We start from the raw sequence: 24,469 nt of genomic DNA, 5'->3' as shown, positions 1-24,469 counted from the left end.
ACTCCTTGGGTGTCCGAGCCGGGTTACGGCGCGGGGAACGGGATGAAGGCGACGGCGATCGCGATGAAGCAGAGGGCCTCGGTCAGTGCGATACCGAGGAACATCAGGCTGCTGAGGCGACCCTGGAGTTCGGGCTGGCGGGCCACCGACTCGATGGTCTTGCCGACGATGATGCCCACGCCGATACCGGAGCCGATGACCGCAAGGCCGAAGGCGAGAGGAGCGAGTTGTCCGACGATGTTCACGGGGGTGGTTCCTTTCGAAAGGGGTTTGGGGGACGGTGCCGGCGAGCGATCAGTGCTCTTCGGCGACCGCGAGCTGGATGTAGATGGCGGCCAGGATGGTGAAGACGTACGCCTGCAGAGCCGCGACGAAGAGCTCGAGGACCGTGAAGGCGACGCCGAATGCGAACGAGCCGATGCCGAGCAGGCCGATGAGGTTGCCGTCCGCGAGCACCGTGAAGAAGAAGAACTGCGTCGCAGAGAAGCAGAGCACGAGCAGCATGTGCCCGGCGATCATGTTCATCGTGAGTCGGAGCGTCAGCGTGATCGGTCGCAGGATGAACGTCGAGAAGAACTCGAGCGGCACCAGCAGGAAGTACAGCGGCCACGGCACTCCGGGCAGGAACAGCGAGTCCTTCCAGAACTTGCCGCCCTTCTCTCTCGTGCCGGCATACATGAACATGATCCAGGCGACGATCGCGAGCACGATCGGAAGCCCTATTCGCGCCGTGCCGGCGAGCTGCAGCCCGGGGATGACGCCGGTCAGGTTCATCGAGAGGATCAGGAAGAAGAACGTCATCAGGATCGGCTCGTAGCGGCGACCCCGCTTCTCACCGAGGGTGTCGAAGATGATGCTCTGACGCACGAAGCCGAAGATGTACTCCAGCGCGGCCTGGCCGCGCCTCGGGACGATCTGCATGTTGCGGGTGCCGAGCCAGAAGATCACGATGATCAGCACGACGATCAGGATCCGGATGGCCATCACGCGATCGATGGCGAACGGCGTGCCGTCGAACAGCAGGACAGGCGGGAAGAACTCTTCGATGGAGGGCCCGTGGAACCCGCCATCGTCATCGCTCGCGGCGGCGTTGGCGATCAGGGATGCGACGTGGGTAAGCAGTGGAGGCTCCGGCTTCGGGGCACCGGTCTAAGCCGGGGCGACGATGGTCACGAGCGTCATCCGGCCGGGCATGCCGCCACACAGGCGGTTCGCGCCCGGTCTCGGCGACGTCTAAACCCTATCAAGGAATTCCCAGCCTCAGGAACCGGGGGTGTCTCCCGGGGAGGGATCCACAGACGTCGGCAGGTCGACGTCGCCGACGTACGGGACGCGGGCGCGCGCCATCACGACGAGGTCCACGACCAGCGATGCGATGACGCTCGCGAGTACGCAGAAGAAGAAGACGTACGGCTCGATCCAGGGCTGCCCGCGCAGCACGACCAGCGCGACGATGAAGACGATGAGCTTGACGACCCATCCGCCGAGCACGATGCCGAAGAAGGTCGGGATCTGCGCGGGTCCGGGTGGAAGGCGTCCGGCGATCAGGATGATGAGTGCCGTCATCCCGAGGAAGACTCCCGCCAGCAGCACGCCGACGAGCGCGCTCGCAAGACCGGTGACGCCGGCGACGAGGAAGCCGATTACCGCCCCGAGCACGGCGAGGATGCCGGTGATCACGGCACCCCAGACGAGCGTCGAACGCAGGATGACGGAACTGGACGATGGAGCGGAGGTCATGCGACGGCCTCTCTGGTGGGCTGAAGGCTCGGCGGCGCCGCAGCGGCGCGACGCGAGGGAAGGAGGGTGACGACCAGGCATGCCGCGACACCCACGACGCCGAATGCCACTCCGAGCATGTAGTCGCCTGGCCACTGGTACTGCGTGCCGATGTACATCAACAGGAAGGACATGCTCACGATGGTGGTCCACGCGTAGAAGATCAGGACCGCGTCGCGATCCGAGTGCCCCATGTCGAGCATGCGGTGATGCAGGTGCTTGCGATCGGGTGAGAACGGCGACTTGCCCGCCCTCATCCGCCGGATGACGGCGAGGCCGAAGTCCAGGAGCGGCAGCAGCACGATGACGACCGGCAGCAGGATGGGGATGAAGGCACCCAGCAGCTGCGAACGGCCGAACTCGTCGTTGTCGCCCACGATGGCGGGATCGAGGATGCCGGTGATCGCGATCGCAGACGTCGCCATCAGAAGGCCGAGCATCAGTGCGCCCGAATCGCCCATGAACAGCTTGGCGGGACTCCAGTTCAGAGGCAGGAAGCCGATGCATGCCCCGATCAGCACGGCCGCGATGAACGACGCCAGGTTGAAGTACGTGCTCGCGCCGTGGTCGCGCACGAGCAGGTACGAGTACGCGAAGAAGATCACGTTGGCGATGAGACAGACGCCCGCGACGAGTCCGTCCAGACCGTCGATGAAGTTGACGGCGTTCATCACGACCACGATCGAGAACACGGTGAGGGTGAAGCTCACCCAGCTCGAGACCACCGCCACGCCGCCGATGGGCAGCGAGTAGATCTGCAGCTGCCCGAACCAGGCGATGATCCCCGCCGCCAGGAACTGGGCGCCGAGCTTGATCATCCAGTCGAGGTCCCACAGGTCGTCGGCGACGCCGACCAGCACGATCAGCAGCGTCGCGCCCAGGATGGCCCACACCGCTATCGGGTCCACCCAGACGATCGCGAAGAAGGGATTCTGCGACGACACCAGGAACGCGGCTGTCACCCCAAGGAACATCGCGACACCGCCGAGTCGGGGTGTCGGCGTCTTGTGGACGTCCCGCTCGCGGATGCCGGGGTACAGCTTGTACTTCAGGCTGAGTCGCCAGACGCCCCACGACAGCCCGAATGTGATGGCCGCCGTGAAGAGGATGGTGAAGACGTATTGCTTCACGCGGAGTCCGACTCCTGCGGGTCCGGCTCGAGCAGGTCGCCGAGGATGCCGCGCAGCTGCACGCGGTCGACGGCGCCGTCACGCAGCACACGGATGACAGGGTCGGAGCCGCCGACCAGGCTCGTCGCGTCGATGATGGTCGACGCGATGCCGGTGTCGGAGGGACCCGCGTCGAGATACACCGCGACCGACTCGCCGAGCATGCCCTCCGCGTCATCCGCGGCGATCGCCGGCGACATACCGGTCAGGTTCGCGCTCGAGACCGCGAGCGGCCCCGTCTCTTCGAGAAGCTCGAGGGCGATCCGGTGCGCGGGCATGCGGACCGCGACGGTGCCGTGGGTCTCGCCGAGATCCCAGGTGAGAGAGGGCTGCGACGGCAGCACGATCGTGAGTCCGCCCGGCCAGAACTCCTCGACGAGCCGCTCGACGGGCTCTGGCACCTCGGCCACGAGTGCGCGCAGGGTCGTGATTCCTGCCACGAGCACCGGCGGCGGAGACTGCCGGCCGCGACCCTTCGCTTCGAGGAGCCTGGTGACCGCCCGAGGATCGAACGCGTCCGCTGCGATGCCGTAGACGGTGTCGGTGGGAAGGACGACGAGTTCGCCCTTGCCGATGGCCTGGCGAGCCTGGCGCATGCCCGTGAGAAGCTGCGCCTCATCACGGCAGTCGAAGATCGGGGACATGTCGCGGATAGTCTACGTGCGGCTTCTGAACCGCACCCGCACGGGGCGTGCGTCAGCGAGCCGGGGTCTCGCCGAAGCCCCTCAGGGATGCACGGCGGTCGTTGCCCTGTCGCGCATCGTCAGATCGGGGTGCGTCGCCGTCGCACGCCACCCGTCGGCCGACAGGATGCTGCGGATCGCCTCACCCTGCCACTCGCCGTGCTCGATCACGATCGTCCCGCCGGGGTGCGCGAGCCGAAGCCCCACCGTGCTCACCACCCGCACGACGTCGAGTCCGTCGTCGCCGCCGTACAGCGCGGCGGGCGGATCGAAGAGGCGCACCTCCGGATCACGCGGGATGGCGGCATCCGGAACGTAGGGAGGGTTCGAGACGACGACCGAGACGGTTCCGTCGAGCTCGGGAAACGCGTGCTCGAGGTCGACGAACGCCAGCGTCGCGTTGTCGGCGCCGGTCTGCGCGAAGTTCTCCCTCGTCCACACGAAGGCGTCGACGGAGTTCTCGGCGGCGTAGACCCGGGCGTGCGGCACTTCCGTAGCGAGGGCCAGGGCGATGGCACCGCTGCCGGTCCCCAGGTCCACGGCCACGGGCGAAGGCGATGCCGCAGCCCGCAGCATGTCGATGGCGAGCTGAGCGACGATCTCGGTCTCGGGCCTCGGCACGAACACGCCCGGACCGACGCGCAGCTCGAGGTGCCGAAACGGCGCGAGACCGGTGATGTGCTGCAGCGGCTCCCTCGTCGCACGCCGCACGACGAGCGCTTCGAGCGCCGCGGCGGCGTGATCGTCGATGGCGTCGCCGCGCGCCAGGGCTGCCTGGACTCCGCCGCGGCCGAACCCCATCACGTGTGCCGCGAGCAGCTCGGCGTCGACCTGCGGGTCGGGCACGCCGGCTCGGGCGAGGCGGTCGACGGCGTGGCGGAGGACATCCGCGAGTGTGGGGGGATGTTCTGGCGGCATGGGCGCAACCAGCCTAGGCCAGCGGTCGTCACACAAGGACTCACGTGTTCCCCCTCCAATAGGCTGTACAGCGCATCGATGACGACTCGCGAAAGGCCCGAACCCATGCCCGGCATCCACCCCGACATCACGTCTGCCTTCGGCGACACCCCCCTCGTCCGCCTGAACCGCGTCGCGGAAGGTGTTGCAGGAATCGTGCTCGCGAAGCTGGAGTTCTACAGCCCTGCGGCGAGCGTCAAGGACCGCATCGGCATCGCGATCATCGATGCCGCCGAGGCGTCGGGTCAGCTTCAGCCCGGCGGCACCATCGTCGAGGCCACGAGCGGCAACACCGGCATCGCTCTGGCGATGGTCGGAGCCGCCCGCGGCTACAAGGTGATCCTCGCCATGCCGTCCTCGATGTCGATCGAGCGCCGGCTGCTGCTCAAGGCCTACGGCGCCGAGCTCGTCCTCACCGATCCCGCAGGCGGGATGAAGGGCGCCCTGGCCACGGCCGAGGAGATCATCGCCGACACGCCGGGCGCGGTGCTCGCCCGCCAGTTCGAGAACGAGGCCAACCCGGAGATCCACCGCAAGACCACGGCCGAGGAGATCCTGCGCGACACCGACGGCAAGGTCGACTACTTCGTCGCCGGCATCGGCACGGGCGGCACCATCACCGGCGTCGGTCAGGTGCTCAAGGAGCGTGTGCCGGACGCCAAGGTGATCGCCGTCGAGCCCGCCGATTCGCCGCTGCTCACCAAGGGCACCCCTGGCCCTCACAAGATCCAGGGCATCGGACCCAACTTCGTCCCGCCGATCCTCGATCAGAGCGTGATCGACGAGGTCATCGACGTGGAGTTCGCCGACGCGATCTCGACGGCGCGCGACGTCGGCACGAAGGACGGCATCCTCGTCGGCATCTCGTCGGGTGCCGCCGTGTGGGCGGCGCTGCAGATCGCCGCGCGACCCGAGGCCGCCGGCAAGAACATCGTCGTCATCATCCCGTCCTTCGGCGAGCGCTACCTGTCGACCGCGCTCTATGAGGATCTGCGCGAGGATTGACGCGCCACTGCCCCCTACTGAAAGGCGATCCGTGACCGGGATCCACTCCGACATCACCTCCGCCTTCGGCAACACCCCGCTGGTGCGGCTGAACGCGCTCACCGAAGGGCTGGGTGCCGAGGTCGTCGCGAAGCTCGAGTTCTACAACCCCGGATCCAGCGTCAAGGATCGACTCGGCGTCGCGCTCGTCGATGCCGCCGAGGCATCGGGAGGTCTGCAGCCCGGGGGCACCATCGTGGAGTCCACGAGCGGCAACACCGGCATCGCGCTCGCCCTCATCGGGGCGGCACGCGGCTACCGCGTGATCCTCACGATGCCGGCATCCATGTCGAAGGAACGGCGAACCCTGCTGAAGGCATACGGCGCCGAGCTCGTCCTCACGGATCCCTACAAGGGGATGACGGAGGCCGTCGCGACCGCGGAGCGCATCGCCGCGGAGACGCCGGGTGCCGTGCTCGCGCGCCAGTTCGACCACCCGGCGAACGCCGAGATCCACCGTCGAACGACGGCCGAGGAGATCTGGCGCGACACCGGCGGGTCCGTCGACTACTTCGTCGCGGGTTCGGGCACCGGCGGCACGATCACGGGCGTGGGGCAGGTGCTCAAGCAGCGCAATCCGGACGTCAAGATCGCGGTCGTCGAGCCCAAGGACTCCCCCATGCTGTCCGAAGGGCGGGCCGGCGGGCACCGCATCCAGGGCATCGGCCCGAACTTCGTCCCCAGCGTGCTCGACCGATCGGTCATCGACGAGATCTTCGACGTCGAGTTCGACGACGCCATCCGCGTCGCGCGCGAGCTCGCGACGCGCGAGGGGATCCTCGCCGGGATGTCGGCAGGCGCCGCGGTCTGGGCGGCGCTGCAGATCGCCGCGCGGCCCGAGGCTTCCGGCAAGCGCATCGTCGTCATCATCCCCGATGCCGGCGAGCGCTACCTCTCCACGGCGCTGTACGAGCACCTGCGCGAGCCCGAGAAGGCGACAGCATGAACGAGCCCATCGGCGTCGGCGCGCGCCTGAGGGAAGACCTCGCGGCGGCGAAGCTGCGGGATCCCGCGGCGCGCAGCAGCATCGAGATCGCGCTGCTCTACCCGGGCCTCCACGCGATCTGGGCGCACCGGGCGTGGCATGCGCTGTGGACGCGTGACCTGCGCTTCGTCGCCCGGGCCGGATCGCAGATCACGCGCTGGCTCACCGGCATCGAGATCCACCCCGGCGCGACCATCGGTCGGCGCTTCTTCATCGATCACGGGATGGGCGTCGTCATCGGCGAGACCGCCGAGGTCGGCGACGACGTCATGCTGTACCACGGCGTCACCCTCGGCGGTCGGCAGCGCGAGGGGGGCAAGCGGCATCCCACGATCGAGGACGGTGTCGCCGTGGGCGCGGGCGCCAAGATCCTCGGGCCGATCACGATCGGCGCGCACTCGGTCGTGGGCGCGAACGCGGTCGTGACGAGGGATGCGCCGGCAGACAGCGTGCTCGTCGGCGTGCCCGCGAAGCCCCGATCGCGCAGGGTGGGCGAAGACACCAAGGCGCTTCTGATGGCCCCCGAGTACATCATCTGAGCCCGGCGGGCCACGCGTCGCGGCCTCCAGCATCCGCTACGAGACCAGGCGAATCGACGGAATCAGGACGATCGGCGCGGAACCGTCCTGAATGGGTCGATTCTCCTGATCCGGTCGACGGGTCCGACGACCAGTCGCGAGGGACGCCGTCGGACCGGCGCTGATGCGACTCGTCATGCATTCATCGTCGCGCCGGATGCCGCATCCGTCACACGTCGCGCCGCTGGTCGACCTTCTTCTTGATCAGCAGCGGCGGCAGCAGCCACGTCGCGAGCGCTGTGACGAGCCAGACGATGAGCGTGCCGATGATCCAGGCGACCGGACCGTCGATGCCGATGCCGGCTGCCGGGATCACGACCGCGATGAGCAGCGCGACGAAGGTCGAGAGGAGGCCGATTCCGCCGAGGAACGCATTGGCGTGCCGTCGTGTGATCTTGAACAGCCAGGGGGCCAGGATGCTCTGCAGCACCGCGAAGATCACGACGGCGAGCAGGACGCCCCACCAGTCGTTCCAATGCAGAGAGAAGCCCGGCAGGATGAGGTCCGCCGCGACGAGCCCCAGGAAGGCCGAGACGAGGAAGATCGCCGCCCGGATCAGAAAAGTGATCACGCGCTCAGGCTAGTACGCACGGGCGCGGCCTCTCCGGCGCCGCGCCTGTCTCGAACCACGGCACCGCCTGGTCGCTGAGGGAGCACCGGTCCCTGAGCCCGTCGAAGGGCCGGCGCGGTGGCCGGCGAGCGTCCGCGGACGCTTCGACAGGCTCAGCGACCGCTCACCGGATGGCCGCGACGGGTTCAGGAGTTGTCGCCGAGCGCCGCGAGCTGCGCCTCTTCGTCGGCATGGATCGCAGACTCGATGATCGGGTCGAGTGCGCCATCCATCACCTGATCGAGGTTGTACGACTTGTAGCCGGTGCGGTGATCGGCGATGCGGTTCTCGGGGAAGTTATAGGTGCGGATCCGCTCGGAGCGGTCCATTCCGCGGATCTGCGATCTGCGGGCATCGGATGCCGCCGCATCCAGCTCTTCCTGCTGCTTGGCGAGGATGCGAGCCCGCAGCACCCGCATGCCCGCCTCGCGGTTCTGCAGCTGCGACTTCTCGTTCTGCATCGAGACCACGATGCCCGTAGGCAGGTGGGTGATGCGGACGGCCGAATCCGTCGTGTTGACCGACTGGCCACCCGGACCCGACGAGCGGAACACGTCGATCTTCAGGTCGTTGGGGTTGATGTCGACCTCATCGGGCTCATCGACCTCGGGGAACACCAGCACCCCGGTGGTGGACGTGTGGATGCGGCCCTGCGACTCGGTCGCCGGAACCCGCTGCACGCGATGCACGCCGCCCTCGTACTTCAGGTGCGCCCAGACGCCCTGCGCGGGGTCGGTCGAGGAGCTCTTGATCGCGACCTGGACGTCCTTGTAGCCGCCGAGGTCGGACTCGGTGCGCTCGAGCAGCTCGGTCTTCCAGCCCTTCGACGCGGCGTACTGCAGATACATGCGCAAGAGGTCGGCCGCGAACAGGGCGCTCTCGGCGCCGCCCTCGCCACCCTTGATCTCCATGATCACGTCGCGTGCGTCATCCGGGTCGCGCGGGATCAGCAGGCGCCGCAGCTTCTCCTGGGTCTCGGCCAGCTTCGCCTCGAGCGCCGGAACCTCCTCGGCGAACGCCTCATCCTCTTTGGCGAGCTCGCGCGCCGCCTCGAGATCGTCGGATGCCGCGATCCACGCGTCGTAGGCCGCCACGATCCTGCTGAGCTCGGCGTAGCGACGGTTGACCTTCTTCGCGCGCGCTGCATCAGCGTGCACGGCTGGGTCGGAGAGCTCGACCTGGACGGCCTTGTGCTCTTCGATCAGCCCGCGCACGGAATCGAACATGCCGGAGTCGGACACGATGGGTGGCTCCCGCCGGGAATCAGCGAATGCTGTTGTCGTGCGAGTGGGTGTGACCGCCGCCGGTCGGGGTGGGGATCGACTTCTGCATCTGCACCAGGAACTCGACGTTCGACGACGTCTCCTTGAGCTTGCCGAGCACGACCTCGAGGGCCTGCTGCGGGTCGAGACCCGCGAGCGCGCGGCGGAGCTTCCACGTGATCTTGACCTCGTCGGCGGACAGCAGCATCTCTTCGCGACGGGTGCTCGACGCGTTGACGTCGACCGCCGGGAAGATGCGCTTGTCGGCCAGCTGACGGCTCAGGCGCAGCTCGCTGTTGCCGGTGCCCTTGAACTCCTCGAAGATGACGTCATCCATCTTGGAGCCGGTCTCGACGAGGGCCGTCGCGAGGATCGTGAGCGATCCGCCGTTCTCGATGTTGCGCGCAGCGCCGAAGAAGCGCTTGGGCGGGTAGAGCGCGGATGCGTCCACGCCACCGGTCAGCACACGACCCGAGGTCGGCGCCGAGATGTTGTAGGCGCGGCCGAGGCGCGTGATCGAGTCGAGCAGCACGACGACGTCGCGGCCCAGCTCGACCAGACGCTTGGCACGCTCGATCGCGAGCTCAGCGACCGTGGTGTGGTCTTCGGCCGGGCGGTCGAAGGTCGAGGCGATGACCTCGCCGCGAACCGTCCGCTGCATGTCGGTGACCTCTTCCGGGCGCTCGTCGACCAGAACCACCATGAGGTGCACCTCGGGGTTGTTCGTGGCGATGGCGTTGGCGATCTGCTGCAGCACGATCGTCTTGCCGGCCTTGGGCGGCGCGACGATGAGGCCGCGCTGTCCCTTGCCGATCGGCGCGACGAGGTCGATGATGCGCTGCGTGAGCTTCTCGGGCGCGGTCTCCAGGCGCAGGCGGTCCTGCGGGTAGAGCGGCGTGAGCTTGCCGAACTCGACGCGGGTCGCGGCATCCTCGACCGAAAGGCCGTTGATCGAGTCGACCTTCACGAGCGCGTTGTACTTCTGGCGGCTGGACTGCTCGCCTTCGCGCGGCTGCTTGATCGCGCCGACGACCGCGTCGCCCTTGCGGAGGTTGTACTTCTTGACCTGGCCGAGCGAGACGTAGACGTCGCTGGTGCCGGGCAGGTAGCCGGAGGTGCGCACGAATGCGTAGTTGTCGAGCACGTCGAGAATGCCGGCGATCGGGATGAGGATGTCGTCCTCGCCGATCTCGGTCTCGAACTCGTCACCGGGCTGGATGCGGCGCTTGTTGCGCTGACGGTTGCGGGCACTGCCCGGCGCGCCGTCGTCATCCGAATCGGGACCCTGGTTCTGCGCGTTCTGGCTGCCCTGGTTGTTCTGGGCACCCTGGCTGCCCTGCGTGTTCTGACCGCCCTGGGCGTTCGGGCTTCCCTGTGCGTTCTGGGTTCCCTGAGCGTTCTGACCGCCCTGGCCGGAGCCCTGCGCTCGGTTGCGGTTGCGATTGCGGTTGCGGCTTCGGCTGCGGCTCGGCGTCTCGTCGGACGCGGCATCGGCGGACTGGTCTGCACCCTCGCCGGACTCGTCGTCGCCTTCGCCGTCCGCGGGCGTCTCGGCCTCGACGGTGGCTTCGGCCTCGGACTCAGCGGGCGTCTCGACCTCTGTCGGGGCTTCGACGTCGGTCTCGGCGGGCGCCTCGCTGGGGGCTGCGTCCGCGACGAGGGTTTCGTCGGCGGGCGCCTCGTCGGCGGCGGGCGCCTCGACGACGTCGGTGCTCTTGGCGCGGCGCGGCGCGCGCTTGCGCGGCGCCTTCGCGACGGGCGCGACGGCCGGAACGGGCTCGGCATCGGCGGCGGGCTCGGCCTCCACGACGACAGCTGCATCGGCCTCAGCCGGAGCGCCGTCGGCCGGTGCGTCGACGACGGCCGCGTCTGCGGCATCCTGCGGCTCGACATCGGCCTCGGCGCCGGCGGCGAGCTCGACGCTCTCGACCGGTGCGTCTGCATCCGGCTCTGCGTTCTCGGCCGGCTCTGCGTTCTCGGTCGGCTCTGCGTTCTCGGCCGGCGTTTCGACGGCGGCAGTCTCCGCCGCGGTCTCGGTGTTGGTCTCGACAGCATCGACGCTGTCGGGCGCTTCGGCCCGATCGTCGGAAAGTGCGTCGGTGTGGACCTCGGAGATGGACTCCACGAGTACTCCCTTGTGAAACGAATGGATTTGCACGAACACACGGATGCGCTGCATGGCAGGCATCTGCCCAACCCCTCGATGAACTCGGGGACCCTCGACAGCTAGATACCGTCAGCGGGTGGGGGGCCTATTCGGTGGTTTCGCAGACTTGCGACGGAGGCCAGATTCACGTACTACGTGGAACCCTCCGCGTACCCCCTCACTGTACCACCCTTGAAGTCGACGGCGAGCATGTGCGCCTCCCACGGGGTGTTCCCGACGGTGGCCGCGAGCTCTGCCGCTTCCAGGCGCCGGCCGGGTCCGTCGGCGAGTACGAGCACGCTCGGTCCGGCTCCCGACACCACGGCGGCGAAGCCGGCCTGGCGCAGAGCCCGCACGAGCACGTCGGTCTGCGGCATGGCCTGGGCGCGGTAGCTCTGATGGAGCTTGTCCTCCGTCGCGGCGAGTAGCAGCTCGGGGCTCTGCGTCAGGGCGGCGATGAGGAGAGCCGACCGCGACACGTTGAAGACGGCATCCTCACGGGGCACCTGAAGGGGCTGCAGGCTGCGTGCGACGCTCGTCGACATCGTGAACTCGGGGACGAACACGACCGGCGAAACACCGCGGTGCACGAGCAGCTTCTTGTGCTGCGGTCCGTGCTCGTCGAGCCAGGCGATCGTCAAACCGCCGAAGAGAGCGGGTGCGACGTTGTCCGGGTGTCCCTCGAGCTCTGTGGCCAGGCGCAGGAGCGTGTCGGGCCCGAACTCGGCCTCCCCCTCCAGGAGCCCCTTCGCCGCGAGCAGGCCCGACACGACAGCCGCGCCGGACGACCCGAGGCCACGGCCGTGCGGGATGACGTTGCGCGCCTCGAGGCGCAGGCCCGGAAGGCGTCGACCGACGGCCTCGAACGCGAAGGCGATCGATCGGACGACGAGGTTCGATGCATCGCGCGGAACGTCGGCCGCGCCCTCACCCGACACGTGGATCTCGAGCTCGCCCTCGGCGAGCGTGGTCACGACCAGCTCGTCGTACACGCTCAGCGCGAGGCCGAGCGTGTCGAACCCGGGACCGAGGTTCGCGCTCGTCGCCGGCACTCGGACGACGACGGTGCGCCCTTCGACAAGCTCAGGGAGCGAAGCCGCGGCTGCAGTCACGTGGCCGCCGCCACAGCCACCAGGCCCAGAACGGATGCCACGTCGGACGTGGTCGCATCGACGACCGTCGGCTCCACCTGCGAGCCGTCGGCGTTGCGCAGCGCCCACTGCGGATCCTTGAGCCCGTGGCCGGTCACCGTCAGCACGACTCGAGCGCCCGCGGGGACGACTCCCGCCTCGACGCGATCGAGCAGTCCGGCCACGCTGATCGCAGAGGCGGGCTCGACGAAGATGCCGACCTCGCCCGCGAGGAGCTTCTGGGCGGCGAGGATCCGGTCGTCGTCGATCGCGCCGAACCAGCCGTCCGTGGCCTCGCGCGCTTCGAGCGCGAGGTCCCACGAGGCGGGATTGCCGATGCGGATGGCGCTGGCGATCGTCTCGGGATGCTTCACCACCTCGCCGATCACGAGCGGCGCAGAGCCTGCGGCCTGGAATCCGAACATGCGCGGGATGCGGGTGGAGATGCCGCGTTCGGCCTCTTCGCGGTAGCCGCGCGAGTAGGCGGTGTAGTTGCCGGCGTTGCCGACCGGGATGAAGTGGAAGTCCGGCGCGTCGCCGAGCGTCTCGACGACCTCGTACGCCGCCGTCTTCTGACCGTCGATCCGATCGGGGTTCACCGAGTTGACCAGGTGCACGGGATAGTGGTCGGCGAGCTCGCGGGCGATCTCGAGGCAGTCGTCGAAGTTTCCGCGGATCTGGATCAGCTCGCCGTTGTGCGCGACCGCCTGGCTGAGCTTGCCCATCGCGATCTTGCCCTCGGGCACGAGCACCGCGGCCTTGATGCCCGCATGCGCCGCATACGCAGCGGCGGACGCCGATGTGTTGCCGGTCGACGCGCAGATGACGGCCTTCGCGCCGTGCTCGATCGCCCGCGAGACGGCGACGGTCATGCCGCGGTCCTTGAACGAACCCGTCGGGTTCATCCCCTCGAACTTCACCCAGACGTCCGTGCCGGTGAGGCGCGACAGGGCCGGTGCCGGCAGGAGCGGCGTGCCGCCCTCGCCGAGGGTGACGACGGTCGAGGCGTCGGTGACGCCGAGCCGGTCGGCGTACTCGCGGAGGACTCCGCGCCAGACATGTGCCATTTCAGTCTCCTTCCACACGCAGCACCGACACGACACGTTCGACGACCCCGCTCGCGGCGAGCTTGTCGACGGTGTCGCTGAGGTCCTGCTCCAAGGCCTTGTGAGTTCCGATGACGAGGCGGGCGACGCCCGTGCCCTCCTCGCCGTCGTGGTCGGGGTCGCGCTCGACCGTCTGCTCGACGGTGGCGATCGATACGCGTCCGCCGCTCAGGATGCCGGCGACCGTCGCCAGCACGCCGGGCTGATCGTCGACCTCGAGAGTGATCTGGTACCGCGTGGTGACCCGCCCGATCGGCACGATCGGCAGGTTCGCACGTGTGGACTCGCCCACACCCACTCCGCCCGCGATGTGCCGGCGGGCGGCTGACACGACGTCGCCGAGCACGGCCGAGGCCGTCTGGACACCACCGGCGCCGGCGCCGTAGAACATCAGGTTTCCTGCGGCTTCGGCCTGCACGAACACCGCGTTGTTCGCGCCGTGCACGCTGGCGAGCGGGTGGTCCCGATCGATGAGCGCGGGGTAGACCCGCACCGAGATCGCCTCGCGAGACGCGGAAGCGCCCGTTGCGCCGCTCGCGGCATCCGGCTCTCCGATGAGACGCTCGCACACCGCCAGCAGCTTGATGACGTAGCCGGCGTGGCGCGCGGCATCCATCGTCGCCTTGTCGATGCCCGTGATGCCTTCGCGGTGGACCATCTCGAGCGGCACGGTGGTGTGGAACGCGAGGCTCGCGAGGATCGCCGCCTTCTGCGCCGCGTCGTAGCCTTCGACATCGGCCGTGGGGTCGGCCTCGGCGTAGCCCAGGCGCTGCGCGTCGGCGAGCACGTCGCCCAGCTCGGCGCCCTCTTTGTCCATGCGGTCGAGGATGTAGTTGGTCGTGCCGTTGACGATGCCCATGATCCGCTGCACGCGGTCGCCCGCGAGAGAGTCGCGCAGCGGCCGGATGATCGGGATGGCCCCTGCCGCGGCCGCCTCGTAGTAGACCTGGGCGCCCACCTGATCGGCGGCGTCGAAGAGCTCCGGGCCGTGGGTCGCAAGCAGCGCCTTGTTGGCCGTCACGACGTCGGCACCCGAGTTGATCGCCTGCAGGAGATACTCCCGCGCCGGTTCGATGCCGCCCATGAGCTCGATCACGATATCGGCGCCGATGATGAGCGTCTCGGCATCCGTCGTGAAGAGCTCGCGCGGGAGGTCGACGTCACGGGGCGCATCGACATCGCGGACCGCGATGCCGACCAGCTCGAGAGTGGCTCCGGCGCGGTCGGCGAGTTCGTCGCCGTGCTTGCGCAGCAGCGATGCGACTTGCGAGCCCACGGCTCCGGCGCCGAGAAGCGCGACGCGCAGGCGGCGGTAGTCGGTCACTTCGGCTCTGCGTTTCGTCTCGCCTGGGGCTCGCTCAACGAGCGCCGCTCGCTCAGTACAGGCACTTTGGTCCCTTCCATCGAGGTCTGGTGAACGCCCGCGTCGCGGGCGATCAGGTCGTCGACCGTCTCGCCGCGCACGATGACGCGCGCCTCTCCCCCACGCACCGCGACGACGGGCGGTCGGGGGACGTAGTTGTAGTTGCTCGCGAGCGAGAAGCAGTAGGCACCTGTCGCGGGGACGGCGACGAGGTCACCCGGGGCGATGTCGCCGGGCAGGTACTCCGCGTCGACCACGATGTCACCCGATTCGCAGTGCTTGCCGACCACGCGGGCGAGCACCGGGGCGGCAGCGCTCTCGCGCGAGGCGATCCGCGCCGAGTACTGCGCGCCATAGAGCGCTGCGCGGGGGTTGTCGCTCATCCCGCCGTCGACGCTGACATAGAGCCGCGTCACGCCCTCGCTGAGCACGACGGGTTTGGTCGTCCCCACTTCGTACAGTGTCACGCCGGCCTGCCCCACGATGGTGCGGCCGGGTTCGAAGGCGAGGTGTGGCATGGGGATGCCGCGCACCTCGCACTCGCGTGCGACGGCGTCGGCGATCCGGGCCGCCAGTTCCTCGATGGGCGTCGGGTCGTCGGCCGCGGTGTAGGCGATGCCGAACCCTCCGCCGAGGTTCAGGACGGGAATCGCGCCGCCGCCGAGGAGGGACGCGTGCAGCTCGACGATCCGGGCGGCCGACTCCTCGAAACCGGCTGCGCCGAAGATCTGCGAGCCGATGTGGCAGTGCAGGCCGATGAACGACAGACCTGTCACCTCGCGGATGCGCGCGACCGCGGCCGGCGCATCCTCGAGGGCGAACCCGAACTTCTGGTCTTCATGGGCGGTGGCGAGAAAGTCGTGGGTCTCGGCGTGCACGCCGCTGTTGACGCGCAGGAGCACATTCTGAGTGGCGCCGCGGCGCTCGACAATCGCTCCGAGGCGCTCGATCTCGAGGAGGCTGTCGATCACGATCGACCCGACGCCGACCTCAACGGCCCGTTCGAGCTCTGCCGCGCTCTTGTTGCTGCCGTGGAATCCGAGTCGGGTCGGATCCGCGCCCGCAGCGAGCGCGACTGCGAGTTCGCCACCGGTGCACACGTCGACCGCAAGTCCCTCGTCGGTCACCCACCGGACGACCTCGGTGCAGAGGAACGCCTTGCCCGCGTAGTACACGCGGGCCTGGACGCCGTGCAGGGCGGATGCGGCGCGGAAGGCATCGAGGGCCCGACGGGCGTGGTGTCGCACATCGTCCTCATCGAGCACGTAGAGCGGAGTGCCGAATCGCTCGACCAGTTCCGTCGCGGCGATGCCGCCGAGTCGGAGCACGCCGTCGTCGTCACGGTCGGCACCGGACGGCCAGACAGCCGGTGCGAGCCCGTTCGCGTCATCCGGCACGACAAGCCACGACGGGGCCAGCGTGCGGGGCTGCGAGGCGGCGGACAAACAGGGGACCAATCACTGGGAGCTTCGACGCACGCCGTCCGGAGAGTCCGATCGGCTCGGGATTTCGATGCTCGGGCTTCGCGTCGAGTCCGACGGCCGGGGCCGGTGGACGCACGCGCCGGGCAGTCCATGAAGTCTAGGGCACCCCGCATGATGCTCCCGATCGGAAGCGTCGTCCGAGTCGCAGGCGTGGCGGAGCATCGGCCCGACGATCGGCCGTGTCGGCGTGCCGCCGGCGATCAGCCGGTCGCGAGGAGGACGATCCCCCACACGATGGCGGCGAGCCCCAGAAGGAACGTGATCACGGTGATGATCCACGCCACCGTCCGGCTTTCGACCCGAAGGAACGTGTAGGTGGTGCGCGCACGCTGGTTCGGCCGCCCCGGCGATTCGGAGACCGCCGCCTCGGCGCCGGGGCCCAAGCCCTGGCGGATGTCCGCGACGAAGCTGATCCCGATGATGATGAGCGCCACCCCGATGAGGAACAGGACGACAGCTCCGATGATGGTCCCGGTATCCATGGAAACTCCTTGAAAGCGCTCCCCTGGCCGCAATGGTAAACCCGCCGCGATCGTGCCGGTAGGCCACCCGCCGCCCTCGGGCGGGGTGGACGGCGAGGTCAGCCGCAGGTACCTGTCGCCTGCAGGGCGGGGTCCGAGATGATGCCCCCGTCGATGTCGAAGTCGGCGACGAGCACGTCGCCGTCGACGGCGACATCCGTCAGCGTCATCCCTGCAGGAATGTACTGGGCGAGGCACACCGGCCAGTCGCGCAGCACCGCATCCGCCACCGCCCCGAACTGCTGCTGGAGGCCGCTCGCCGTGACCGTGGCACCCGCGACCTGCAAGGAGGACGGCGAGAGCACAAGTTGACCATCGACAGCACTGGGAGTGAGCGACACACCCACCGGCACGGCGATGCCGAAGAGCGAGAGCTCGGTCTGCATGGTGAGGTCGGGCGCCGCGAAACCGAGCGAGTCGGCCGGGAAGCCGTCCACGGTCGACATCAGCTGACGGACCTGGTCCTCGTCGAGCGTGACCGTCGCGGTCGCGCCGCCGAGCTCACCGCCCCGGATCGGAACGTCCGTGGCCGTGACGACGACGTCTCCGGAGAACGAGTCCACGACCACATCATCGGAGGCAACGGTGATCTCGCCGAAGCTCCCTGCGATCAGCTGCGGGATGACGGCCCCCGCAACCTCGACGTCGACGTCCTGGTCGGCGGGCAGCGAGAGCTGGGTGACGACCTCGTCGCGGATGGTCTTGGTGACCAGGTTCTTCGCGAGTGCTTCGGCGGCGAACCACGCGACGACCGCGAGGCCGATGACGATCACGAAGCCGACGATCCACGGCCACACGCGATGCCGACGACGCGGTGCAGGCGCCTCGGCGATCGCCCACTCGCCGGGGATGGGCTGTGTCGGCTGGGTGTCGCCTGCGCTCATGGTCCCTACATCCGTTCGGGGGCGTCGACGCCCAGGAGATCGAGGCCGTTCCGGAGCACCTGACCGGTGGCGTCGTTGAGCCAGAGACGCGTGCGATGCACTGGCTCGACCGGCTCGTCGCCGAGCGGGATGACGCGGCAGTTGTCATACCAGCGGTGATAGAGCCCGGCCAGCTCCTCGAGGTACCGCGCGACGCGGTGAGGCTCACGCACCTCAGCCGCGAAGGCGACGATGCGCGGGAACTCCTGCAGCGCGCCGAGCAGGGCCGATTCGGTCTCGTGGGTCAGCAGCTCGGGTGCGAACTCCGAGCGGTCCACGTCGGATGCCGCCGCGTTGCGGGCGACGTTGTGGGTGCGGGCGTGCGCGTACTGCACGTAGAAGACCGGATTGTCGTTCGTGCGCCTCTGCAGCACGTCCAGATCGATGTCGAGGTTCGAGTCCGCAGAGCTGCGTGCGAGCGCGTAGCGCGCGGCATCCTTCCCGACGATCTCGACGAGATCCTCCATGGTGACGACCGTGCCCGCGCGCTTGGACATGCGCACCGGCTGGCCGTCCTTCACCAGGTTGACCAGCTGCCCGATCAGGATCTGCAGGTTCACGCCGGGCTCGTCATCGAACGCCGCGCACATCGCCATCAGTCGCCGGACGTAGCCGTGGTGGTCGGCGCCGAGCATGATGATGCAGCGATTGAAGCCGCGCTCGCGCTTGTTCAGGTAGTACGCCAGGTCGCCCGAGATGTAGGCCGGCTGACCGTCCGACTTGATGACGACACGGTCCTTGTCGTCGCCGAACTCGGTCGTGCGCAGCCACGTCGCACCGTCGGCTTCGAAGATGTGGCCGAGCTCGCGCAGTCGCGCGACCGCGCGTTCGACGGCACCGGACTGGTGGAGTTCGTTCTCGTGGAAGTAGACGTCGAAGTCGACGCCGAACTCGTGGAGGCTCGCTTTGATCTCGGTGAACATGAAGTTCACGCCGATCGAGCGGAACGCCTCCTGGCGTTCCGCGGGACTGAGTGCGGCCAGGTCGCCGTCATACGCGAGCTCCACCCGCCGAGCGATGTCGGCGATGTAGGCGCCGCCGTAGCCGTCCTCGGGCGACGGCGCGCCCTCATAGGCCGCGACCAGACTCCGCGCGAAGCGGTCGATCTGTGCGCCGTGATCGTTGAAGTAGTACTCGCGTGTCACGGAAGCACCCTGGGACTGGAGGATGCGGGCGAGCGAGTCGCCGACAGCAGCCCATCGCGTGCCACCGAGGTGGATCGGCCCCGTGGGATTCGCCGACACGAACTCGAGGTTGATGATCTCGTCGGCACGCGAGTCGTTCCTGCCGAAGGATGCCCCGGCGTCGACGATCGTCTTCGCGAGCGCGCCGGCGGCCGCGGCATCCAGCCGGATGTTGATGAAGCCGGGGCCTGCGACTTCGACGCTCGCGATGCCCGGCACGGCCTCGAGTCCAGCCGCGATCTCGGCGGCGAGTTCGCGGGGGTTCACGCCGACGGCTTTCGCGAGCTTGAGCGCCGCGTTCGAGGCCCAGTCGCCGTGGTCGCGGTTCTTCGGCCGGTCGAGCGGCAGATCCGCGACGGTCAGACCGTCCGTCGAACCCTCGCGTCGCGCCTCGGCAAGCGGGACGATGACGGCGAGCAGGGCGGCGGCGAGGGCGTCGGGATTCATGGCTCGTCAAGTCTAGTTCGACGCGGTATCCGCTCCCGCGGCGCCAGCAGGGTCGATGCGGGCCCTGCGGCGGCGGGGTCAGACGACCTTGCGGGACAGTTCGGCGAGCACGAACTCCCACCCCTGCCGGTATGAATCGGCGGGAGCATCCGAATCCCACGGTCCGGTGTGTCGGACGACCACGTCGGTGACACCCGCGCGCTCGCGGAACGTCACATCGACCGCCTCGTCGCTGCTCGCGCCGTCATCGTCAGTCCAGATCCACGTGAACGCGATGCGGTGCTCCGGGTCGACGACCAGATACTCCCCCGACACCGCGATGCCATGCCGCTCGGCGACGATCCGGTAGCCGCCGCCAGGCCGGACGTCGGCATCGATCGTCACGTCGTCCCAGTGATTCCACCACCAGCCCGCGAGCGCTTCGCCGGTCGACCACGCAGCCCACACCCGCGCGACGGGAGCTTCGATCGACAGCGCGACCTGCAGCGGACGCTCTCGCAGCATCTCCCATCGCCGGGCGCCGACTGCCGCTCCCTCGGACTCGCCGACCGGTGCACCCACGACATCCGCGAGAGCCACGAGGTTCTTCTCCCACCCTGCGCCGTACTGCACCGTCCGATGAGGTCGAAGCCGGTCATGCTGCACGCTGAGTCTGGTCTCGGCATCGCCGACCTGCTCGAGACGCAGCTGGACCAGACCCGGGTCGTGGTCTCCGGACCACCAGGTGTAGCTCAGCGCGGTCGGCGCGTCGCATGCCGCGATCTGCGCCTGACGGACCATCCCCCCACCGATGTCGACGGCGAATCGGTCACCGACGGCGCGCGGCTCGGGCCCCGTGATGGTGCCGTACCAGCGTGCGATCCGCGAAGGTGTCGTGAGCGCGCTCCACACCGCGGCGAGCGGCGCCCGATAGTGCCGGACCAGCGTGACCGTCTGCTCCTCGTCGTCTCCCGTCAGTGCTCGCACGAAGGGGTCTTCGGCATTCATAACGTCTCCTTGCCTCGGCGATGCAGTTCGGTGTCGAGCGCGTCCAGTCGATTGCCCCAGAAGAGCAGCTGCTCAGCCGCCCAGGACTGCACCTCGGCGATGCGCTCACCCGACAGCGAGTAGATGCGCCGCGATCCGGCCGCGGCGCTCCGCGCGAAACCCGAATCGCGCAGCACTTTGAGGTGGTTCGAGACGGCCGGCTGGCTGATCCCGAACTCGTCGCGGATCACCTCGGTCAGGTCGCCCGATGCGCGGTCGCCCTGCGCGAGCAATTCGACCAGGCGTCGCCGGACCGGATCACCGAGGACGTCGAGCGCATGCACTCCACATTTATATCAGCGGATACTGATATCAGCAAGAGCTGATATGAAAAGGTCGGAAGGGCTCAGGCGAGCTGCACGAGCGTCGTGAAGTCGTCCAACGCGGGATCGGCAGGGTCTGCGTCATCCGGCCACAGCGTTTCGGGCTGCCCGTCGATGTCGAGTGCCGCATCCGGGATGACCGCAGCATCCACACGCATGCGCTCGAGGCCGACGTAGCCTCCGTGGTAGCTGAGGAACGCGCAGTCGGCGGCATCCCTCCCTGTCGCGATGCGAACCAGCGACCGGCGATTCGCGAGACGCGTGCCGTCGATCACGTACCACGCGCCGTCGAGGTAGGCCTCGGCGACCGCGTGGAAGTCCATCGGCTGCAGGCCGGGTGCGAAGCAGGCGGCGTAACGGGCCGGCGTGTCCATGGCGCGCAGGAGCGCGATGACGACGTGGGCGTAATCCCGGCAGACGCCCTGGCCTGTCATGAGGGTCGTCACTGCGCTGTCGGTGCCGTGACTGAGCCCGGGAGTGTAGGTGGTGCTCGTCGCGACGAAGTCCGAGACCGCCGCGATGAGGTCGTGTCCCTGCAGCCCTTTGAACTGGCGACGCGCCTGCTGGAAGACCTCATCCGACTGGCAGTACCGGCTGGGACGCAGGTACGTGATGGCTTCGAGGTCGCTCGTGCGGGTGGTCGAGGTCTGGCCGTCGACCGTCGCCTGGTAGCGCACCTCGAGGCGTCCGGCCTCGCCGGTGAGTCGGTGAAGGCGACTGCCGGACTGGTCGACGATCTCGGTCGGGGTGTACACGCGCTCGCCCTGTGTGAAGGTCAACTGCTCGCTGACGAGGGGCACTCCCTGGGCCGCGGTGACCTGGAATATGAGGTCGACGGAGGACCCCAGATCGAGGTCGAGTTCGGCGGTCAGGATGCGTTGCACCGAAGTATCCTCGCATGCCGGAACGGCTGCTCTGCACGGCGATCTCACAGCCTGTGCACGAGGGTTCCGGGAGCGGTCCCAGCCGGCCGGACGGGGCACGGTCTGGGAGGCCGATCAGGTGACGTAATCTCTATCCATGCACGCGCCCGGACGCCTCCGCGCACGGCGTCCGTGGCTGCCGATCGTCGGCGCCGCGATCGCCGTTGCGCTGGTGTGCGCAGTGGCCGCATGGCGGCCCTGGACAGCGTCATCCGTGCCGGTCGCCGGCGCGGATTCACCGGCTGTCGCAGCAGCTGCTCCGGCCCCCCTCGCGCTTCCCGACGGGGCCCGCGTGCTGATCTTCGGCGACTCGTGGGTGTACGGATCCGCCGCGATCGTTCCGACCCTCGGCTTCGCATACCGCATCAGCGAGACGGAAGGCTGGGACACCGTGATCGACGGCGTCCGCGGCAGCGGGTACCTGAAGACGGGAATCGATGGTGGCACCTACGGCGAACGCATCGGCGCGCTCGACCCGGCACTCGATCCCGACCTGGTCATCGTCGAGGGGTCCATCAACGACAGGCGGCTTCCCGCGAGCGGATATCGCGAGGCCGTCACCGCCGTATGGGACGCTCTCCAGGACCTGTACCCGGATGCGCGGATCGTGGTCCTCGGACCCGCTCCCCAGGTGCTTCCCGTCGAGGAGGCGACCGCGCGGATCGATGGCGACCTCGCCGAACTCGCCGCCGCCCGCGGCTGGTGGTACATCTCGCCGATCGCCGAGGACTGGATCACGCCCGAGAACTATGCCGAGCTGATCGACAACCGCGCGGGCCGCGACCACCCGTCCACGAGTGGACATGCGTATCTCGCGAATCGTCTTGCGGCCGTCCTCGACACACTTGCCGGAGGCGCGGAGGTCGTCGCCGACGCCCCGCTCGACGACGAGCTCGTCGCGCCGTAGGCGGCGGGGAGCACGCGGCGCGGGTGGTAATCTCGATCGGTACGCCTCCGTAGCTCAGGGGATAGAGCGTTGGTTTCCGGTACCAAAGGCCGCTGGTTCGATTCCAGTCGGGGGCACCAGTCGGGACAAGGGATCGAGGGTCTTCAGGACTCGCGATCCCTTTCTTCTGGAATGGCAGTCACGGCCCAACCGGGTTGGATGGGCGTGACCTTCGGCCGAGGTCGAGCCGGCGATCACCAGGGAGCGGCCGTCGATCTCGTGGGATATGCCCTCGGATTTCCGCTTCGGGTTCCATGGCACCGTCGGCGGAGGTCGCGTCTCGCAGGCCGAGTTCAACGGCGGCTATTCGGCGGCGCCCTGCATCAGTGAGCGGGTCATGCTCGAGCAGTGAGGAAACCAGCTTCGATCAGGCATTTCGCCCTCGGTGTGCCCACGTGGATACCGCGGCGATAGCATTCGTCGCATGGCCGAGGAGCCCGCATCATCGATCACCGTCCATCACCACTTCGATGCTGTCCAGGAAGTCGTCTGGGACGCATGGACGAATCCGGCGGTCGTGCGTCGCTGGTGGGGCTCGGATCCCGACGGCGTCGTGACATCGGCAGCGCTCGACGTCCGGCCCGGCGGCCGTTTCGTCATCTCATTTCGTGATTCCAGCGGTGACGTGCACACCTGCACCGGCGAGTACCTCCACGTCGCGGAGATGAGGGAGCTGGACTTCACCTGGTCGTGGCTCAGCGAAACCAACACCCCATCACGAGTGAATGTCGTGTTCGCGGCGGATGAGACCGGAACGCGAATGCGTTTCGTGCACGGCGAGCTCCGGGGCGGGTCGGATCATGACCACGCGCAAGGTTGGCGACGCACCTTCGCAAAACTGGACCGCCTCCTCGCCGGCTAGCTGTCCGCGACATCCCGCAGCGGGTTCCGGATGTGGGCCGGTCGGCGGCCCGGAGGGTCACCGCCGATTTGCGATCAGGCGACTTGCTGGCCGCAGTTTCCGCACAGACCGGTCGCCGAGATCTCGATGAAGCAGTCCGGGCACATCGCGCGCACCGTGTCGCTGGCCGCCGGGGTGCGCCTGACCGGCGGTCGGCGCTCGCCCCGGGTCGCGGTCGGGGCGGTCCGGGTCAAGGTGTGGTCCGCTCGCGGCACGTGGTCCACGCAGTAGAAGCGCACGTAGCCGTCGTGGTGGTGCGGATGCCGGTGCTTGACCGCCCACAGCTCCGTCCGGCTCAGCGGCTCGGAGTCGTTGCCGCACACCGAGCACCGCGTCGGTTCGCCGGGCACCAGGTCCGAAACCAGCATCGGTGAGTCGAATCCGACGGCGTCGCGCCAGTCAGCTGTCTTGGCGACCTTCATTGTCGTGCCCTTCGTGGGAGTCACTCGATGGTCGCACGTCCAGCTGTGTGGTTGTCACCGGTGGGCGGGCCGAGGGGGGAGGTGAGCCGCTACTGTGACCTCGTGAGCGACTATCAGGTGCTGGAGATGGGCGGACTCGACGAGTGGCGCGAGCACTACGGCGGCTTCCGTCCGACGAGTTCGCGGGACGGCCGGCGTGTGGTCGACCACGACCTCACGATGCAATACATCGGGATGACCGCCAACGCGTTCGAGCCGGGCGAGGAAGCCGGATACTGGCATCAGCACGCGCGGGTCGAGGAGCTCTACGTGTTCCTCTCGGGGCAAGGACAGATGGGGCTCGATGCCGATGTCGTCGACGTCGGCGCCGGAACCGTCGTGCGGGTCGGGCAGGGCGTGTGGCGCACCTGGCGGTGTGTGCCCGACAGCCCGGAGCAGCTGCGCTGGCTCTGCATCCGAGCGGGCGGCTACGAGCTGCCGCACTTTCCGGACGACAGCGAGCGCGACGAGGATCGTCCGTCACCCTGGTGACGCGGCTGCGCGTCACGGCGGTTCAC

27 protein-coding genes and 1 tRNA gene are annotated in these 24,469 nt (G+C 68.5%); 8 read left to right on the top strand and 20 right to left on the bottom strand.

Features of this window, described 5'->3' with window-relative positions; all coding sequences use genetic code 11:
* Nucleotides 1–23: 23 nt before the first annotated feature.
* The 6 genes from atpE to prmC all read right to left on the bottom strand — a co-directional run bounded on the left by atpE (nt 24) and on the right by prmC (nt 4,549).
* Nucleotides 24–245 carry an ATP synthase F0 subunit C gene (atpE, locus tag ABD188_RS09905; RefSeq protein ID WP_179437659.1) on the bottom strand — a complete coding sequence of 74 codons (222 nt, stop codon included), beginning with the start codon at nt 243–245 and terminating at the stop codon, nt 24–26.
* Nucleotides 246–294: 49 nt separating this feature from the next.
* Nucleotides 295–984, bottom strand: coding sequence for a F0F1 ATP synthase subunit A (atpB, locus tag ABD188_RS09900; RefSeq protein ID WP_344061269.1), 690 nt, complete (start codon nt 982–984; stop codon nt 295–297).
* Between the two features lie 276 nt (nt 985–1,260).
* Nucleotides 1,261–1,740 (bottom strand): Cg1360 family ATP-synthase-associated protein, encoded by a 480-nt coding sequence (locus ABD188_RS09895; protein ID WP_344061266.1) that lies wholly within the window; start codon nt 1,738–1,740, stop codon nt 1,261–1,263.
* Nucleotides 1,737–2,909, bottom strand: coding sequence for an MraY family glycosyltransferase (locus ABD188_RS09890; RefSeq protein WP_344061263.1), 1,173 nt, complete (start codon nt 2,907–2,909; stop codon nt 1,737–1,739). Before ABD188_RS09890 ends, ABD188_RS09895 begins: the two co-directional genes overlap by 4 nt.
* Complete coding sequence (locus tag ABD188_RS09885; protein WP_344061260.1) at nt 2,906–3,592, bottom strand: L-threonylcarbamoyladenylate synthase; 687 nt, start codon at nt 3,590–3,592, stop codon at nt 2,906–2,908. Before ABD188_RS09885 ends, ABD188_RS09890 begins: the two co-directional genes overlap by 4 nt.
* 81 nt (nt 3,593–3,673) lie before the next feature.
* On the bottom strand, nt 3,674–4,549 hold the full coding sequence (prmC, locus tag ABD188_RS09880; RefSeq protein ID WP_344061257.1) for a peptide chain release factor N(5)-glutamine methyltransferase: 876 nt from the start codon (nt 4,547–4,549) through the stop codon (nt 3,674–3,676).
* A 105-nt stretch (nt 4,550–4,654) separates the two neighbouring features.
* Between prmC and cysK (ABD188_RS09875) the strand changes: the two genes are divergently transcribed.
* From cysK (ABD188_RS09875) to epsC, 3 genes are read left to right on the top strand one after another with little or no spacing between them, the layout of a single operon-like run.
* A complete protein-coding gene (gene cysK / locus ABD188_RS09875) occupies nt 4,655–5,593 on the top strand; it encodes a cysteine synthase A (RefSeq protein ID WP_344066999.1) in 939 nt (312 codons plus the stop codon).
* Between the two features lie 31 nt (nt 5,594–5,624).
* Nucleotides 5,625–6,578 carry a cysteine synthase A gene (cysK, locus tag ABD188_RS09870; protein WP_344061254.1) on the top strand — a complete coding sequence of 318 codons (954 nt, stop codon included), beginning with the start codon at nt 5,625–5,627 and terminating at the stop codon, nt 6,576–6,578.
* On the top strand, nt 6,575–7,156 hold the full coding sequence (gene epsC, locus ABD188_RS09865) for a serine O-acetyltransferase EpsC (RefSeq protein ID WP_344061252.1): 582 nt from the start codon (nt 6,575–6,577) through the stop codon (nt 7,154–7,156). Before cysK (ABD188_RS09870) ends, epsC begins: the two co-directional genes overlap by 4 nt.
* 208 nt (nt 7,157–7,364) lie before the next feature.
* Here the strand turns inward: epsC and ABD188_RS09860 are convergent, their stop codons facing one another.
* The 13 genes from ABD188_RS09860 to ABD188_RS09800 form a co-directional block, all read right to left on the bottom strand.
* On the bottom strand, nt 7,365–7,766 hold the full coding sequence (locus ABD188_RS09860) for a hypothetical protein (RefSeq protein ID WP_344061250.1): 402 nt from the start codon (nt 7,764–7,766) through the stop codon (nt 7,365–7,367).
* 185 nt (nt 7,767–7,951) lie between these two features.
* A complete protein-coding gene (gene prfA, locus ABD188_RS09855) occupies nt 7,952–9,031 on the bottom strand; it encodes a peptide chain release factor 1 (protein ID WP_344066996.1) in 1,080 nt (359 codons plus the stop codon).
* A gap of 37 nt (nt 9,032–9,068) precedes the next feature.
* Nucleotides 9,069–11,192 (bottom strand): transcription termination factor Rho, encoded by a 2,124-nt coding sequence (gene rho / locus ABD188_RS09850; protein ID WP_344061247.1) that lies wholly within the window; start codon nt 11,190–11,192, stop codon nt 9,069–9,071.
* 173 nt (nt 11,193–11,365) lie between these two features.
* The gene (gene thrB, locus ABD188_RS09845) at nt 11,366–12,325 is read right to left on the bottom strand and encodes a homoserine kinase (protein WP_344061244.1); all 960 of its coding nucleotides are present in this window, start codon (nt 12,323–12,325) and stop codon (nt 11,366–11,368) included.
* Nucleotides 12,322–13,410 carry a threonine synthase gene (thrC, locus tag ABD188_RS09840; RefSeq protein ID WP_344061241.1) on the bottom strand — a complete coding sequence of 363 codons (1,089 nt, stop codon included), beginning with the start codon at nt 13,408–13,410 and terminating at the stop codon, nt 12,322–12,324. The genes thrB and thrC overlap by 4 nt, the downstream gene beginning before the upstream one ends.
* Before the next feature lies 1 nt (nt 13,411).
* A complete protein-coding gene (locus ABD188_RS09835; RefSeq protein ID WP_344061238.1) occupies nt 13,412–14,773 on the bottom strand; it encodes a homoserine dehydrogenase in 1,362 nt (453 codons plus the stop codon).
* Entirely contained in the window at nt 14,770–16,257 is a 1,488-nt protein-coding gene (lysA, locus tag ABD188_RS09830; protein ID WP_344061235.1) for a diaminopimelate decarboxylase, read from the bottom strand. Before lysA ends, ABD188_RS09835 begins: the two co-directional genes overlap by 4 nt.
* 239 nt (nt 16,258–16,496) lie before the next feature.
* Nucleotides 16,497–16,778 (bottom strand): hypothetical protein, encoded by a 282-nt coding sequence (locus ABD188_RS09825; protein WP_344061232.1) that lies wholly within the window; start codon nt 16,776–16,778, stop codon nt 16,497–16,499.
* A 98-nt stretch (nt 16,779–16,876) separates the two neighbouring features.
* The gene (locus tag ABD188_RS09820; protein WP_344061229.1) at nt 16,877–17,701 is read right to left on the bottom strand and encodes an LmeA family phospholipid-binding protein; all 825 of its coding nucleotides are present in this window, start codon (nt 17,699–17,701) and stop codon (nt 16,877–16,879) included.
* A gap of 5 nt (nt 17,702–17,706) precedes the next feature.
* A complete protein-coding gene (gene argS, locus ABD188_RS09815) occupies nt 17,707–19,371 on the bottom strand; it encodes an arginine--tRNA ligase (protein WP_344061226.1) in 1,665 nt (554 codons plus the stop codon).
* A 78-nt stretch (nt 19,372–19,449) separates the two neighbouring features.
* Complete coding sequence (locus ABD188_RS09810) at nt 19,450–20,358, bottom strand: SRPBCC family protein (protein WP_344061223.1); 909 nt, start codon at nt 20,356–20,358, stop codon at nt 19,450–19,452.
* Nucleotides 20,355–20,681, bottom strand: a complete 327-nt coding sequence (locus ABD188_RS09805) for an ArsR/SmtB family transcription factor (RefSeq protein WP_344061221.1) — start codon at nt 20,679–20,681, stop codon at nt 20,355–20,357. Before ABD188_RS09805 ends, ABD188_RS09810 begins: the two co-directional genes overlap by 4 nt.
* A 62-nt stretch (nt 20,682–20,743) precedes the next feature.
* The gene (locus ABD188_RS09800; protein WP_344061219.1) at nt 20,744–21,604 is read right to left on the bottom strand and encodes a transglutaminase-like domain-containing protein; all 861 of its coding nucleotides are present in this window, start codon (nt 21,602–21,604) and stop codon (nt 20,744–20,746) included.
* A gap of 136 nt (nt 21,605–21,740) precedes the next feature.
* Here ABD188_RS09800 and ABD188_RS09795 point away from each other — a divergent pair, with 136 nt between their 5' ends.
* The 4 genes from ABD188_RS09795 (at nt 21,741) to ABD188_RS09780 (ending at nt 23,451) form a co-directional block, all read left to right on the top strand.
* Nucleotides 21,741–22,550, top strand: a complete 810-nt coding sequence (locus ABD188_RS09795; protein ID WP_344061217.1) for an SGNH/GDSL hydrolase family protein — start codon at nt 21,741–21,743, stop codon at nt 22,548–22,550.
* Nucleotides 22,551–22,593: 43 nt separating this feature from the next.
* A tRNA-Arg gene (locus ABD188_RS09790) sits at nt 22,594–22,669 on the top strand.
* A gap of 146 nt (nt 22,670–22,815) precedes the next feature.
* Nucleotides 22,816–22,941: a hypothetical protein gene (locus tag ABD188_RS09785; protein ID WP_344061213.1), complete on the top strand. Its 126-nt coding sequence runs from the start codon at nt 22,816–22,818 to the stop codon at nt 22,939–22,941.
* A 72-nt stretch (nt 22,942–23,013) separates the two neighbouring features.
* The gene (locus ABD188_RS09780) at nt 23,014–23,451 is read left to right on the top strand and encodes an SRPBCC family protein (protein WP_344061210.1); all 438 of its coding nucleotides are present in this window, start codon (nt 23,014–23,016) and stop codon (nt 23,449–23,451) included.
* 74 nt (nt 23,452–23,525) lie between these two features.
* Here the strand turns inward: ABD188_RS09780 and ABD188_RS09775 are convergent, their stop codons facing one another.
* A complete protein-coding gene (locus ABD188_RS09775; protein WP_344061207.1) occupies nt 23,526–23,912 on the bottom strand; it encodes a glucose-6-phosphate dehydrogenase in 387 nt (128 codons plus the stop codon).
* A gap of 102 nt (nt 23,913–24,014) precedes the next feature.
* On the opposite strand from ABD188_RS09775, the gene ABD188_RS09770 reads away from it, so the two are divergent.
* Nucleotides 24,015–24,443, top strand: a complete 429-nt coding sequence (locus ABD188_RS09770; protein WP_344061204.1) for a cupin domain-containing protein — start codon at nt 24,015–24,017, stop codon at nt 24,441–24,443.
* The last annotated feature ends 26 nt before the right edge of the window (nt 24,444–24,469 follow it).

Source organism: Microbacterium pumilum (assembly GCF_039530225.1).
Lineage (GTDB): Bacteria > Actinomycetota > Actinomycetes > Actinomycetales > Microbacteriaceae > Microbacterium > Microbacterium pumilum.
This window is presented reverse-complemented; position numbering and strand designations above follow the sequence as displayed.

What these genes read in the sequence shown, in the direction of transcription:
- atpB (WP_344061269.1), bottom strand. Translation starts at nt 984, where the DNA reads ATGGCCATCCGGATCCTGATCGTCGTGCTGATCATCGTGATCTTCTGG.
- ABD188_RS09895 (WP_344061266.1), bottom strand. Translation starts at nt 1,740, where the DNA reads ATGACCTCCGCTCCATCGTCCAGTTCCGTCATCCTGCGTTCGACGCTC.
- ABD188_RS09885 (WP_344061260.1), bottom strand. Translation starts at nt 3,592, where the DNA reads ATGTCCCCGATCTTCGACTGCCGTGATGAGGCGCAGCTTCTCACGGGC.
- prmC (WP_344061257.1), bottom strand. Translation starts at nt 4,549, where the DNA reads ATGCCGCCAGAACATCCCCCCACACTCGCGGATGTCCTCCGCCACGCC.
- cysK (WP_344066999.1), top strand. Translation starts at nt 4,655, where the DNA reads ATGCCCGGCATCCACCCCGACATCACGTCTGCCTTCGGCGACACCCCC.
- epsC (WP_344061252.1), top strand. Translation starts at nt 6,575, where the DNA reads ATGAACGAGCCCATCGGCGTCGGCGCGCGCCTGAGGGAAGACCTCGCG.
- prfA (WP_344066996.1), bottom strand. Translation starts at nt 9,031, where the DNA reads ATGTTCGATTCCGTGCGCGGGCTGATCGAAGAGCACAAGGCCGTCCAG.
- thrC (WP_344061241.1), bottom strand. Translation starts at nt 13,410, where the DNA reads ATGGCACATGTCTGGCGCGGAGTCCTCCGCGAGTACGCCGACCGGCTC.
- ABD188_RS09825 (WP_344061232.1), bottom strand. Translation starts at nt 16,778, where the DNA reads ATGGATACCGGGACCATCATCGGAGCTGTCGTCCTGTTCCTCATCGGG.
- ABD188_RS09820 (WP_344061229.1), bottom strand. Translation starts at nt 17,701, where the DNA reads ATGAGCGCAGGCGACACCCAGCCGACACAGCCCATCCCCGGCGAGTGG.
- argS (WP_344061226.1), bottom strand. Translation starts at nt 19,371, where the DNA reads ATGAATCCCGACGCCCTCGCCGCCGCCCTGCTCGCCGTCATCGTCCCG.
- ABD188_RS09810 (WP_344061223.1), bottom strand. Translation starts at nt 20,358, where the DNA reads ATGAATGCCGAAGACCCCTTCGTGCGAGCACTGACGGGAGACGACGAG.
- ABD188_RS09795 (WP_344061217.1), top strand. Translation starts at nt 21,741, where the DNA reads ATGCACGCGCCCGGACGCCTCCGCGCACGGCGTCCGTGGCTGCCGATC.
- ABD188_RS09785 (WP_344061213.1), top strand. Translation starts at nt 22,816, where the DNA reads ATGCCCTCGGATTTCCGCTTCGGGTTCCATGGCACCGTCGGCGGAGGT.
- ABD188_RS09780 (WP_344061210.1), top strand. Translation starts at nt 23,014, where the DNA reads ATGGCCGAGGAGCCCGCATCATCGATCACCGTCCATCACCACTTCGAT.
- ABD188_RS09775 (WP_344061207.1), bottom strand. Translation starts at nt 23,912, where the DNA reads ATGAAGGTCGCCAAGACAGCTGACTGGCGCGACGCCGTCGGATTCGAC.